Here is an 11,989-nt window from a genome sequence, read left to right as displayed (position 1 = left end):
ATCATCGACTTCTACCTGTACCTGGCAGCAGCCATCGTCACAATCCGTCAACTCATCCGCCGTGCCCGCACGCTCTACCGCTGGGACACCCGACCAACCACCCGCAGGCTCAAGTAACACCTATTGCCGGTCGCTCTAAACCGTGTGTCGCTGGTTCGAGCCCTGCTGGGCGGGCACTCAGATGATCAGCAAGGAGGCGGCGTGTGCTGAGGATACGGGATGAACCGGCCAATGCAGCGGTGCGTCGTCCAGAGTCGCGGTTTGAGAGGCGGCCGGCATTACGGCTTGATCAAGACCTTGAACGTTGGCGCGTCCTCCCAGTCTGGCCGGAGGCGAGTGATGTCTCGCCAGCCCCATGAGCGGTAGGCGTGATAGGCGACGGTGTTGTTAGGGCGAACGAGCAGGGTTGAACGGACCTCGGTCCGTCTGCTCAACAGCTCATCGTGCAGCATCCGAGCTACACCCCGCCGCTGCCGAGCCCGCCGTACGACTAGCTCGCTGATGGCGAAGGTCCGTTTCCCGTTCTCCTCCGTGAAGCCGGCGGGAATCGGCTCCTGGATGCCCTCCCACCACCGCGTGTCAGCTGCCAGCGGAAACCCGTAGATGTAGCCGACCAGCTCGCCACCGATCGTCGTGGTTACCAGCTCCCAGCCAGCCCTCGGCATGTGTAGCGCAAGCTGGTGCCGGTAGCGCTGCTCGTTGTAGAGCGGCCCGTCATCAGCGTGCGCGTCCAAGTAGACCTCCACGAGCTGATCGACCAGCTCCTGCGCCTCCTCGGCGTTGTAGTGCCGCAGCTGCAATCCCTCCACCATCACGCCAGCGCCCCGTCATAAGCCTCGACGAACTCCCGAGCCCGTGGTGCCCAGCGGGCCGAGGACCCGAGATCCGACCGCACCTCAACGAGTAGCCGTGACACTCGCCCTGACCGCACCCGCCCCACCTCGGGCAGAACCTTCATCGCCGCCCCTGCCGCCTCGTCGACGTCACCCTTCCGGCATGCCGCTCGCGCAAGCTGAACCGTGTAGTACACCCCGTTCCGCCGGTGGGCAGCAGAGGGCGCGGCCATGACTGCCCGGAAGGACTCGGCGGCGCGGCCGGGCCGATCCAGCGCCAGGTAGGAGAGCCCCTGAATCCCGGTGACCTCCTGCGGGCTCACGAACGAGATGAATGGCAGGTCATCCTGATGGCTGCCACCTTCGAAGGCCCGTCGGGCTTTGGTCATTTCCCGCTCGAAGCCGAAGCTGTCCATGAGCGTCGCGTGCGCGTAGGCCGCCCGCAGGTGCAGGAGCGTGCTCAACCTCGGCGTCGCCCACCCAGCCGAGGCTCGCAGTGCAGCTTCGGCACAATGCACCGCCTCGCCAGGCCGATCCGCTCTGAGCAGCAGGGACAGGCAGGCCAACGCTCGTACCTCGACCCGGGAATCATCCGCTATCCGGGCCCGGGTAATCGCCTCGTTGAGAAAGGGACGAGCCTCCGCGCGCCGGTCCGCGTCGATAGCCAGCCAGGCCGCTTGGATTGCCAGGTCCGCCAGGGCGCTCTGCAACGCGTCACCGACGGCGCGACTGTAGGCCGCTTTTGCCGCCCAGGCCGACAGTCGCTCATGCACCTGGATGGCTGCATCGCAGAGCGCGTCGGCGCCCACGACCGCATCCGCCTTGCGGAACTCGTCCACCAGCGAGCCGGCGTACCGCACCTGTTCCATGCCGACGCTCTGCGGTGGCTCCGCCGACGCCGACAGCAGGTCAAGGAAGCCACTGGCCCCGATGCCGGCCAGGGCGGCGACTGCATGGAATTGTCGGCGATCCGTGGTGCCACCTTCTTCGTGCGTGATTTTCCTAGGCTTGACGTGGAGAGGAGCGACAGGGGCGCGGCCAGGTAGTGCGAACCAGAGCCGGGAGGGCGGAATCCCGAGCAACTGTGCCCAGTGCGCCAGCCGGTCCAGGTGCACGAGCGGCGGTCCGTTCTCCACCCGGCTCAACTGTGCCTGCGTGATCCCGAGCCATCCCGCGACCACGGTCTGCGGCAACGCGTACCGCCCGTGATACGGATGGCAGCGGTACGCCCGGATCGCCCGCCCGAGGTGCCGTTCCGCCAGCGCCCGCCGTACCGGCTCGTGCTCCCAGAAGTTCGCCGGCACGACCGGCGGGGCGCTCAGCCGGTCCCGGTCGGCGGCCTGGCAGGGCGCGCAGCGTCCGCTGTCGTTGTCGCGAGCCAGGCGGCCCCCACACCGTGGGCAGTTCGCGTGTGTCACCGGCAACCTCGCCAATCGCGGGTGGCTGTGTCCGAAGTCGAGCCTATCCATTCAATCCGCTCCGTGGAGGAGCGGTATACGTAGCGCGCATATCGACAATGTTCACGGGCGCCCAGCACGGCCCAGCGTGTCGATGACGACCGTCCACCTGGCCGGCACCAGGTCCTCGTCGGGTCTGAGGAAGTCGCCGTCGTGGACGAGTACTCCCGCCTCCCTGAGGAGCCGCAGATGTGCGGCGTAGGCGGGATGAGCGGCGAGCGCCGGCTTCACGCGCGGAAAGGCGTGGATCGGTAGGCCGGCACCGAGCGCCTCGTTGAGGATGCCCAGGGCCAGGGTGTCGCTCGCTCCGGTGGCCCACTTGTTCACGGTGTTGAAGGTGACCGGTAAGACCAGCAGCACGTCTGCCGCCGGGTGTGGTTCCGGGTCGCCGGGCATCCGCCACTCCACCCGGACGGGGTAGCCGGTCTGCTCTTCGAGCGCCGCCCGGTCGAGCCAGGCCGCGGCGGTCGGGGTGGCGATGACGCACACCGTCCAGGCGTCTTCCATCAGCAGCTCGACGAGTTCACCGATCCGCTGCGCCGGGGGCGCAGCGCAGACGACCAGATGCAGCACGCGGCATTCGCTCATGGCAGCAGTGTCGCCCGCGCGCCACCCGGTTGCCGTGGTGGCTGACCGTATACGCGCCGTGTATGACGGTCACGATCATCAGGGCATAACAGCACCCCTGGCCAGCGGCGAAGGTCGTCGCATGGCCCGGGGCGGGTGCTGGGCTCCGGGGCTGCGTCGACCCGAACAACGTACCCCCGTCCCCGCCCGCCCCGGCGCCACTCCACGAGACCCGAGCCAGAGGGGCACATCAAGCAATGGCCACGCTGACCGACTTCCCCGTCCTCACCCCGGTCACCGACGAGGACCTCGCTCTCGCCCTGAGAGCCCTCCGCACCCACGCCCCGGAGAGCTGGCCGGAGGGCGAGCTGTGCCGCAGCGAACGCGTCCCGTACCCCTGTCGCCTGGCCCGCTGGGGGAGGGCCACCATCGAGGCCGCCGGCCTCACCGAGGCGCAACTCGCCCAGGGTGCCACGGCATGACCGCACAAGAGGTGGTCAACCGGTGGCTGCGCCTGATCGTGGCGGACGCGGAGCTGTCGCCGTACCTCATCGGGGTTGATCTGGGCCGGCTGGCCGCGCACCTCACCGCGAGCCTGACCGCCGCGCTCGACGAGGAGCCGGCGGCGGACGCGTGGCGCGGGCTCGGCCTGTCGGAGGCGCAGCACCGGCGGATCGCCGACTACCTGGTCGGGGTGCTCTGGGCGCTCGACCTACCCGACGACCGGATCAGACAGGTGACGAAGGCGGTGGGCCCGTGAGCGCCGCCGACGACTTCTGGGGCACGCTGGAGGACAGCAGGCCCGGTCTGCTCCCCGAACGGGACGCTCCGCTGCTCCTCGCCGCGCTCCGCCAGCTCGCCACGGCCACCGAGCCGGCGGAAAGAGCCGCGTTGCTGGCGGTGCTGGGCCTGGATCGGGCCGGCGACGGCCCGGCCTGGTGGCCCGCCGAGGTGATCGGCCACGACCGGCCGTGCGAAACCATCGCCATCCTGACCGTACGTCCCTGGCGTCGCCTGCCCCACCGGCCCGGCCAGGCCGTCCCGGTCTGCACGCCGCGCCACCCTGGCCGCTGGCGCTGGTACTCCCCGGCCAACGCCCCGCGCCCCGACGGCACCATCGAGCTGCACGTCCGCGCCGTCCCCGCCGGGCCCGTCTCCCGCAGCCCCGTCCACGAGGTACGCCCCGGCGAGCTGCTCTGGCTCGGCCCACCTCGCGACACCGGCCTGCGCCTCGGGCAGAGAGACCTGCTGCTGGTGGCCGGCGGCACCGGGCTGGCGCCGCTGCGCGCCCTGGTCGAGCAGGTCGCCGCCGCCCCGGATGGCCGCCGGGTGACCCTGGTCGTCGGCGCCCGCACCTTCGCCGAGCTGTACGACGCGGTCACCCTCGACCAGCTCCAGTGCGCCCACGACTGGCTGACCATCGTGCCCGCCCTCTCCCACGACCCCTGGGCCGAGGAGACCGAGCGCGGCGACGCGCTCACCATCGCGGAGAACCACCACCGGCAGGGCCAGGACGTCCTCGCCTGCGGGCCGCCCGCGATGCTGGCCGGCGCCCGGCTGCGGCTGCTCGCTGCCGGCGTACCCGACGACCGCAGTCACCTGCCGACACTGCCGGAGGCGTGATGGCCGTCTACCGTAGCCGCAACGCCCTCGCCGGCCCGCTCACCCCGGACCGGCTCGCCACCGTCGCCCTGCCCCGCACCCCGCTCGGCCGGCGCGGCTACCGGGCCGGCGACGTGGACGCGCTCCTGCACCGGCTCGCCTACGAACTCCACCACCGCATCCGCGAGCGTGACCAGGCGCTCGCCGAGAACCAGCGCATCAAGAACGGCCTCCGCGCCTGGCAGTCCGCGCGGCTGGCCGAACCGCCGTCATCCTGTCCACCGCAGCCTCCGCCCTGCGACCCAGCCCCCACTGGCGCAGGACGCGGGATCGCGTGAGCGGAACAACCCACCCCTTGCCGTTGTCGTCATGCTCGCCATCGGGCCGGCCGTAATCGTCATCACAAGTCGAGGCGCTGGGAGCTAAACCAAGGGCGGAGTGTCGGCGGCGGTGGTTAATCTGCCTGCGAGCGTCAGCCCTCCGCACGTCGCGCCTGCCCATCGGCCGGGGCCGCGCCGCCACCACCGCTGACCCGTTCGGTCAGATCCGACTTCAGGAGACTTCTTGACACAGCAAGCTGTCGCGGCACCGCAGCCTGGCCCAACATCGGACAAGCTCGACGCCGCGGTTCTCAAGGTGGCCGGCGTCGTCGTGCTCGGTGCGATCATGTCGATCCTCGACGTGACGGTGGTCAGCGTCGCGCTGCCGAGGTTCCAGAACGAGTTCGACGTGTCCTACGCCCGCGTCGCGTGGACAATGACCGGCTACACGCTCGCGCTGGCCACGGTCATCCCGCTCAGCGGGTGGGCCGCCGACCGGTTCGGCACCAAACGCCTCTACATGGTCGCCCTGGCGCTGTTCATTATCGGGTCCGGTCTGTGCGCCACCGCCGACACCATCGGGCAGTTGATCACGTACCGCGTGCTGCAGGGCATCGGCGGCGGCATGCTCATGCCGATCGGCATGACGATCATGACCCGGGCGGCGGGGCCGCACCGGATCGGCCGGCTGATGGCCGTCCTCGGCATCCCGATGCTGCTCGGCCCGATCGGCGGCCCGATCCTCGGCGGCTGGCTGATCGACGTGGCGAGCTGGCACTGGATCTTCCTGATTAACCTGCCGATCGGCGTCATCGCGCTGATCTACGCGCAGCTGGCCCTGCCGAAGGACGACCCCCAGCCGTCGGAGTCGTTCGACTTCCTTGGCATGCTGATGCTTTCGCCGGGGCTCGCCCTGTTCCTCTACGGCGTCTCCTCGCTGCCCGAGGCCGGCACGTTCGCCGACCCCGAGGTGTGGGTCCCCATGCTGATCGGCGCCGCGCTGGTGGTGGCGTTCGTCCTCTACTCCTTCAAGCCGCAGCACCCGCTGCTCGACCTGCGGCTGTTCCGCAACCGTCACCTGACCATCGCTGCGGTGACCATGTTCGTCTTCATCATCGCGTTCATGGGCGCCGGCCTGCTGTTCCCGAGCTATTTTCTGCAGGTGCGCGGCGAGTCGACGCTGGCCGCCGGCCTGCTGATGGCGCCACAGGGCATCGGTGCGGTACTCACGATGCCGATCGCCGGCATGCTGGCCGACAAGGTGCCGGTCGGCCGCACGGTGCCGTTCGCGCTGGTGCTGATCGTCGCCGGGTTCTTCACCTTCACCCAGGTCGACCCAAACACCTCGTACGTGCTGCTCTGCGGCGCGCTGTTCGTGATGGGCCTGGGCATGGGCGGCACGATGATGCCGATCATGACCTCGGCGCTGAAGAGCCTCACTGGCCCCGAGGTGGCCCGCGGCTCCACGCTGGTGAACATCCTCCAGCAGATCGGCGGCTCCGTCGGCGCCGCGGTGATGTCGGTGATCCTCACCAAGGAGCTGAACGGCTCCCAGCCGATCCCGGGTGTGACCGACCCGAGCGGCAAGCCGATCACCGAGGCCGGGCTGGCCATCGCCGCCCAGCAGCGGCCGGAACTGACCCAGCAGTTCCCGGTCGACCCGTCGCTCATCGAGCGCGGGCTCGACTTCGCCGCCAACTCCTTCGCCACGACGTTCTGGGTGGCGTTCGCGCTGGTGCTGGTCACATTCATCCCGGCCGCGTTCCTGCCCCGCCGGCGTGAGCGGTCGCACCTGCTCGACGACCAGCACAGCGAGCAGGGGCAGACGCCCGTCGCCATCCACTGAGCCGACCTTCGGGGCCGTCGGGTACGTCCCGGCGGTCCCACTTCGGCATCCACACCTTCTCGTCGGGTGTGTCCACTCGTCTGGAGCTGAGGTAGTCGCGAAGTTTGCTGAGCGCGGGATGCGGGTTGTCGTCGCGCCAGATCAGTGACATCGGGTAGACCGGTGCCGGGTCGCGCACCGGTATGCGCCGCAGGTCGTAGCTGTCCGGCCACAGATATCGCGTGCGTTCGCCGGCCAACGTCGCCAGTTCCGCGGAGTCGGCGATCTCGGCCAGCAGTGCCTCGTTTCCGAAGACCGGCCCGACCCTGTCGATGGTGAGGCCGAACGCGGCGGCGAGTTCGTCGTAGTAGCTGGCCCATTCGGTACCGGCGGCCATGCCGGGCATCCAGATGCGGTGTTCGGCGAGTTGTGCGGGCGTGACGGCGCGGGCGTTGGCGAGCGCGTGGCGTGGCCCGACGAGGAGCTCGTGGTGCTCGTCGATCACGCGGGCGGTCCTGATCGCGCCTGGCAGTTGGCGCGCGGGAACGGTGACGGCGTGGAAGGTGGCGTCGATCGTCCCCGCCTCGACGGCGGCGGTCGCGGCATGGACGTCGGCGTCGAGGGTCACGACATCCAGCTCGATCCGCGGATGCGTACGGTGGAAGTCCTGCAACAGCACTGCCGGCGCGATCCGTCGACTGTGGACGTCGACGCGGAGCGCGCGCCGACCGGGGCGCACGGAAGCGTCGGCACGCGCTTCCACCCGGAGCAGTTCCCGGGCGTGGGGCAGGAAGGCCTGACCGTCGATCGTGAGTTGGGCGCCGCGAGCCGTGCGGGTGAACAGCCGTACCTCCAAATCCTTCTCCAGCACGGCGATGCGCTTGGACACGGCCTGCTGGGTGATCGACAGCGCGGCCGCGGCGTCCTGGAACTGGCCGGCATCCGCAGCGGCGACGAAGGTACGGACGGCGTCGAGATCCACGGACCACATCCTACGCACACAACGGTCGGTTGTGGCTCGCCGTCGGTTCGGTTGTTTGATCCGTTATCCCAGGCCTTGCTTTGATCACAGCGATCAACGGCGGGTTGTTCGAAGCGGGAGGTGTGGGGCTTGGCGGCGAGACGATCCCTGGGTCGGCGGTTCGGATGGCTGTGGGCGGCGTACGCGGTCAGCGCCTATGGCTCCGGGCTGGGGTTCGGTGCCCTGCCGCTGATCGCCGTGCTGGTGTTGGATGCCAGCCCCGCTCAGGTGTCCGCATTGTCCGCGGTGGGGCCGGCAGTGGGCGCACTGATCGCCTTGCCGCTCGGGCCGTGGGTGGAGTTTCACCGCAAGCGGCCGGTGATGATCGCGATGGACCTGGCCCGGTTCGCGGTCATGCTGACAATCCCCATCGCGTACGCCCTCGGCCGGCTCAGTTTCGTGCAGTTGCTGGTCGTCTCGGCCGTGGTCGCCGCCGCCAAAATCGCCTTCAACGCCGCCAGCGGCGCCTACCTCAAGGCCCTCGTCCGGCCGGATGACCTGCTCGTGGCCAACGCGCGGTTCGAGTCGACGACGTGGAGCTCCATCGCGGTCGGGCCGCCGCTGGGCGGGGCGGCGGTCGGCCTGTTCGGGCCGGTCGCCACCATCGTGGCCGACGCGCTCAGCTACCTGCTCTCCGCGCTGGGCATCACGGCGATTCGCGGCCGCGAAGAACACCCGCAGCGCACCGACAAGCACCGGATCCGGGCCGGCGAGCTGCTCGACGGCTGGCGGCATCTCCTGAGCCATCCCGGCCTGCGGGCGCTCTACCTCAACCAGCTGCTCGTCGGCGGACTGATCATGGCCACCGAGCCGCTGCTGGCCGTGCTCCTGCTTCGCGAGCTCGGATTCCCACCCTGGCAGTACGGCCTCGCCTTCGCCGCCCCCTGCCTCGGCGGACTCATCGGCTCCCGCCTGGCCCATCGTGTCGTGGCCCGGTACGGCCAACACCGCATCCTCCGTACCGTCGGCACGCTGCGCGCAATCTGGCTGATTGGCCTCGCCTTCGTCCAGCCCGGAGTCGCCGGCCTCGCGACGGTGATCGCGGTCGAACTCGCGATCATCATCAGCATGAGCCTGTACAACCCGGTGCTCGCGACCTATCGACTGGAACACACCCCCAAAGACCGCATCGCCCGTACTCTGTCGGCCTGGTCGATCAGCAGCAGCGCCGCCATCGCCATCCTCAGCGCGCTCGGCGGACTGCTCGCCGGAGCCACCAGCCCACGCACGGCTATCACGGTCGCGGGACTGCTCATCCTCACCAGCCCACTGCTGCTACCCCGCCGCTCGGGTCCCGGAGTTGTACCAGACCGTGAGCTGGCAACAGCCCGTGCCCAACCACAGGCAGCGGTTCCCCGTGAAGCCAAGTACGGGGGCCGTCAACAGCTGACAGACGCAAAGCCACGCGACAACAGCACGAACTGGCCCGAGCCACACGTGAGACACCGCGGCCGAGCCGCCGATACAGAAAGGCTCAATTCATGACCGTCACCGCACTTGACCCGTCCAGCGCGCTGGTCATCATCGACCTGCAGAACGCCATCGTCGGCGCTCCCATGGTCCCCTACACCGGCCCCGAGGTGGTGGCCCGGGCGGTCGAGCTGGCCCGCGCCTTCCACGAACACCGCGCCCCGGTCGTCCTGGTCCGGGTCACGGCCCGCGCGGACGGATCGGATGCCGCACCAGGTCGCAGCGAGATCCCGACCCAGCCCGGCTCCTTGCCCGAAGGCTGGGATGTCATCGTCGATGACCTCGCCGGTCATCCCGACGACATCACCGTGACCAAGCGCACCTGGGGTGCCTTCTACGGCACCGATCTCGACCTGCAACTGCGCCGCCGCGGCGTCACACAGATCGTGCTGGCCGGGCTCACCACCAGCATCGGCGTGGAGTCCACCGCCCGCGCCGCGTACGAACGCGGCTACCACGTCACGCTCGCGACGGACGCCATGGCCGACCTGGACCTGGAGGCCCACCGCAACAGCACTCAACGGATCTTCCCTCTCCTCGGCCAGACCGGCTCCACCACCGAGATCGTTGAAATGCTTGCCAAGGCCCGCACCTGGTGACTTCACCAACGAGCACGAAGCCGCGTACTCGAACAAGTGGAACTCCGTAGCCGAGGACCCCAGCCGCCCGAGGATGCCGCGCGACATCAGCCCGTCGGCTGGCGCCTCGTGGCTGTCGCCCAGGTCGATCCCGGGCGAGCGGCCCCGCCCGGGCGCACTGTTCACTTCCGCCAGGCGGGGGCTCCAGCCAGAGCCGCCGCCACACCTTGTCGGCCTCGCCCGCGGCGTGCAATTGGGTGTCGATGGTGCGCTCGAACTGTGCTTGGGTGAGTTGGTGGAAGTTCAGCTTCTCCGGATCCGTGACCGACGACGTCGATGCGGCTGATGTCGCGTTCGGCGGTGGGTATCACCATTCGGCGATTGCGCAGGGCGTTCCGGTCGTACCAGCGGCGGACCCGGAGATACCGCCAGAAGAGGAAGACCGCGATGCCCAGCGCCAGGACCAGCGGGCCCTTGACGAAGCCCTCCACCTGCCCGCAGTAGTATGACCTTGGGCGGCTCTCCCGCGCACCACTGCGACACCCGGAGGAAACCGGGCTCGGTGTTGAGGACCATCAGGAACAGCGAGTAGATGGTCCTCGCGACGAGTATCCCGGCGGTGGCGGTGATCGCCCACCGCAGCCCGCGGTGATGCCGCCAGTTCATCCGGTGGTCGAGTCGCTGGTCCGTCTCTCGGCGGAGGCGCCGCACCTCCTTGCCTACGCCCACGCTAATGCCCGCTCCTGCAGGTCACTGCCCGATTCCGGCATTCTCGGAGCGCGGCGGCGGCAGCGGGCGGGATCAGCCGTCGCAGAGCCCCGACGGCGCTCTGCCGGGGACAGGAGCGGGCGTCGGGTGGCCGGAGGATTGCCGGTAGGGTCCCGGAGACCCTTGTCGGGAGGTGAGGTCGATGCTGGCTGGGCTGGAGGTGCCGCCCGCGGTCGAGGCCGAACGGGTCATCACCGCCGTGCTGGCCGACCTGCGCTCCGGCCAGCACCGCGGCGTGGTGGTCGACTCGCCACCCGGCGCCGGCAAGTCAACTCTCGTGGTCCGTGCTGCCGTCGAGCTGGCCGCCGCCGGCGAGCCGCTGATCATCGTCGCCCAGACCAACGAACAGGTCGACGACCTCATCGACCGCCTCGCCCGCAAGGCCCCCGAGCTGCGCATCGGCCGGCTCTCCGCCGCCGACTACCAGCCCTCCGAGCGGGTCAGGGGCCACGACACGGTCCGGGTCGCCGCCAAGGTCGCCGACCTCGGCGGCCCGGCCGTCATCATCGGTACGGCCGCGAAGTGGGCCACGGTCACCGAGGGGTGCTGGCCGTGGGCGATCGTCGACGAGGCGTACCAGATGCGGTCGGACGCCCTGCTGCGCGTGGCCGGCAGGTTCGAGCGGGCGCTGTTCGTCGGCGACCCCGGCCAGCTCGACCCGTTCTCCACCGTCGAGACCGCCCGTTGGACCGGCCTGACCTGGGACCCGATGCAGTCGGCGGTGGCGGTGCTGCTGCGGCACAACCCCGAGCTGCCGGTGCATCGCCTGCCCGTGTCGTGGCGGCTGCCGGCGTCGGCGGCGCCGGTGGTCGCCGCGGCGTTCTACCCGTTCACCGGGTTCCGCGCCGGCACCGGCCCTTCCGATCGCGTCCTGTCCTTCAGTGAGGGCGGGCCGGGTGACGCGGTCGACGCGGCGGTGGAGCTGGCCGCCGCCTCCGGCTGGGCGCTGTACGAGCTGCCGGCCCGGCACACCCTGCGCACCGACGGCGAGGCGGCTGCCGCCTGCGCGGCGCTCGCGTTGCGGGTGCTGGGGCGGGGAGCGGTCGCCGTGTCCGAGCACGCGCCGGCCGGCGCGCCAGTCACCGCGGACCGGATCGCCGTCGGGGCCGCGCACCGCGACCAGGTCGCGGCCATCCGCACGCACCTCGGCGAGGCGGGAGCGGGCATCACCGTCGACACCGCCAACCGGCTCCAGGGCCGCGAGTACGACGTGACGGTCGTGCTGCATCCGCTCTCCGGGCGGCGGGACGCGACGGCGTTCCACCTGGAGTCGGGGCGGCTGTGCGTGCTGGCGTCACGACACCGGCACGCCTGTGTCGTGGTGGCGCGGGCGGGTATCGGGGAACTGCTGGACGCCCACCCGTCGACCGAGTCGGTGCACCTCGACGTGCCGGTCAAGTTCCCGGACGGCTGGGCCGCGAACCAGACGATGCTCACGCACCTGGGCGGGACGTCACGGCCCCGGCGTTGTTCCGGCTTGAGGCGTTCTGTCCAGGTTAAGGACCGGACGGGGCTGGAGTTGTGGGACGAGCGCGGCTTCTGATGATC

13 protein-coding genes and 1 pseudogene are annotated in these 11,989 nt (G+C 70.1%); 10 read left to right on the top strand and 4 right to left on the bottom strand.

Annotation, left to right across the window (positions count from 1 at the left end):
• Nucleotides 1-117: pseudogene (locus ABZ807_RS32430) on the top strand (IS5/IS1182 family transposase); the annotation flags it as partial.
• A gap of 161 nt (nt 118-278) precedes the next feature.
• Here ABZ807_RS32430 and ABZ807_RS32425 read toward each other — a convergent pair.
• The 3 genes from ABZ807_RS32425 to ABZ807_RS32415 form a co-directional block, all read right to left on the bottom strand.
• A complete protein-coding gene (locus tag ABZ807_RS32425; RefSeq protein ID WP_357166695.1) occupies nt 279-812 on the bottom strand; it encodes a GNAT family N-acetyltransferase in 534 nt (177 codons plus the stop codon).
• Nucleotides 812-2,137, bottom strand: coding sequence for a hypothetical protein (locus ABZ807_RS32420; RefSeq protein ID WP_357166692.1), 1,326 nt, complete (start codon nt 2,135-2,137; stop codon nt 812-814). Before ABZ807_RS32420 ends, ABZ807_RS32425 begins: the two co-directional genes overlap by 1 nt.
• A gap of 216 nt (nt 2,138-2,353) precedes the next feature.
• Nucleotides 2,354-2,878: a flavoprotein gene (locus ABZ807_RS32415; protein WP_357166689.1), complete on the bottom strand. Its 525-nt coding sequence runs from the start codon at nt 2,876-2,878 to the stop codon at nt 2,354-2,356.
• Nucleotides 2,879-3,114: 236 nt separating this feature from the next.
• On the opposite strand from ABZ807_RS32415, the gene ABZ807_RS32410 reads away from it, so the two are divergent.
• The 5 genes from ABZ807_RS32410 to ABZ807_RS32390 all read left to right on the top strand — a co-directional run bounded on the left by ABZ807_RS32410 (nt 3,115) and on the right by ABZ807_RS32390 (nt 6,625).
• The gene (locus ABZ807_RS32410) at nt 3,115-3,339 is read left to right on the top strand and encodes a hypothetical protein (RefSeq protein WP_357166686.1); all 225 of its coding nucleotides are present in this window, start codon (nt 3,115-3,117) and stop codon (nt 3,337-3,339) included.
• Nucleotides 3,336-3,617, top strand: a complete 282-nt coding sequence (locus tag ABZ807_RS32405; protein WP_357166683.1) for a hypothetical protein — start codon at nt 3,336-3,338, stop codon at nt 3,615-3,617. Before ABZ807_RS32410 ends, ABZ807_RS32405 begins: the two co-directional genes overlap by 4 nt.
• On the top strand, nt 3,614-4,480 hold the full coding sequence (locus ABZ807_RS32400; RefSeq protein WP_357166680.1) for an FAD-binding oxidoreductase: 867 nt from the start codon (nt 3,614-3,616) through the stop codon (nt 4,478-4,480). Before ABZ807_RS32405 ends, ABZ807_RS32400 begins: the two co-directional genes overlap by 4 nt.
• On the top strand, nt 4,480-4,797 hold the full coding sequence (locus tag ABZ807_RS32395; protein WP_357166677.1) for a DivIVA domain-containing protein: 318 nt from the start codon (nt 4,480-4,482) through the stop codon (nt 4,795-4,797). Before ABZ807_RS32400 ends, ABZ807_RS32395 begins: the two co-directional genes overlap by 1 nt.
• A 226-nt stretch (nt 4,798-5,023) precedes the next feature.
• Complete coding sequence (locus tag ABZ807_RS32390) at nt 5,024-6,625, top strand: DHA2 family efflux MFS transporter permease subunit (protein WP_357166670.1); 1,602 nt, start codon at nt 5,024-5,026, stop codon at nt 6,623-6,625.
• Here ABZ807_RS32390 and ABZ807_RS32385 read toward each other — a convergent pair.
• Nucleotides 6,528-7,595 carry a LysR family transcriptional regulator gene (locus ABZ807_RS32385; RefSeq protein ID WP_357166667.1) on the bottom strand — a complete coding sequence of 356 codons (1,068 nt, stop codon included), beginning with the start codon at nt 7,593-7,595 and terminating at the stop codon, nt 6,528-6,530. The two genes, ABZ807_RS32390 and ABZ807_RS32385, sit on opposite strands and share 98 nt — an antisense overlap.
• 111 nt (nt 7,596-7,706) lie before the next feature.
• Here ABZ807_RS32385 and ABZ807_RS32380 point away from each other — a divergent pair, with 111 nt between their 5' ends.
• From ABZ807_RS32380 to ABZ807_RS32365, 4 genes are all read left to right on the top strand, one after another.
• The gene (locus ABZ807_RS32380) at nt 7,707-9,110 is read left to right on the top strand and encodes an MFS transporter (RefSeq protein ID WP_357166664.1); all 1,404 of its coding nucleotides are present in this window, start codon (nt 7,707-7,709) and stop codon (nt 9,108-9,110) included.
• Entirely contained in the window at nt 9,107-9,694 is a 588-nt protein-coding gene (locus ABZ807_RS32375) for an isochorismatase family protein (protein WP_357166661.1), read from the top strand. Before ABZ807_RS32380 ends, ABZ807_RS32375 begins: the two co-directional genes overlap by 4 nt.
• 299 nt (nt 9,695-9,993) lie before the next feature.
• Nucleotides 9,994-10,182 (top strand): hypothetical protein, encoded by a 189-nt coding sequence (locus ABZ807_RS32370; protein ID WP_357166658.1) that lies wholly within the window; start codon nt 9,994-9,996, stop codon nt 10,180-10,182.
• Between the two features lie 401 nt (nt 10,183-10,583).
• Nucleotides 10,584-11,984, top strand: a complete 1,401-nt coding sequence (locus ABZ807_RS32365) for an AAA family ATPase (RefSeq protein WP_357166655.1) — start codon at nt 10,584-10,586, stop codon at nt 11,982-11,984.
• Nucleotides 11,985-11,989: the final 5 nt, after the last annotated feature.

It is taken from the genome of Micromonospora sp. NPDC047548 (genome assembly GCF_040642975.1).
GTDB lineage: Bacteria > Actinomycetota > Actinomycetes > Mycobacteriales > Micromonosporaceae > Micromonospora.
This window is presented reverse-complemented; position numbering and strand designations above follow the sequence as displayed.

What these genes read in the sequence shown, in the direction of transcription:
- ABZ807_RS32385 (WP_357166667.1), bottom strand. Translation starts at nt 7,595, where the DNA reads ATGTGGTCCGTGGATCTCGACGCCGTCCGTACCTTCGTCGCCGCTGCG.
- ABZ807_RS32415 (WP_357166689.1), bottom strand. Translation starts at nt 2,878, where the DNA reads ATGAGCGAATGCCGCGTGCTGCATCTGGTCGTCTGCGCTGCGCCCCCG.
- ABZ807_RS32410 (WP_357166686.1), top strand. Translation starts at nt 3,115, where the DNA reads ATGGCCACGCTGACCGACTTCCCCGTCCTCACCCCGGTCACCGACGAG.
- ABZ807_RS32425 (WP_357166695.1), bottom strand. Translation starts at nt 812, where the DNA reads ATGGTGGAGGGATTGCAGCTGCGGCACTACAACGCCGAGGAGGCGCAG.
- ABZ807_RS32375 (WP_357166661.1), top strand. Translation starts at nt 9,107, where the DNA reads ATGACCGTCACCGCACTTGACCCGTCCAGCGCGCTGGTCATCATCGAC.
- ABZ807_RS32395 (WP_357166677.1), top strand. Translation starts at nt 4,480, where the DNA reads ATGGCCGTCTACCGTAGCCGCAACGCCCTCGCCGGCCCGCTCACCCCG.
- ABZ807_RS32405 (WP_357166683.1), top strand. Translation starts at nt 3,336, where the DNA reads ATGACCGCACAAGAGGTGGTCAACCGGTGGCTGCGCCTGATCGTGGCG.
- ABZ807_RS32365 (WP_357166655.1), top strand. Translation starts at nt 10,584, where the DNA reads ATGCTGGCTGGGCTGGAGGTGCCGCCCGCGGTCGAGGCCGAACGGGTC.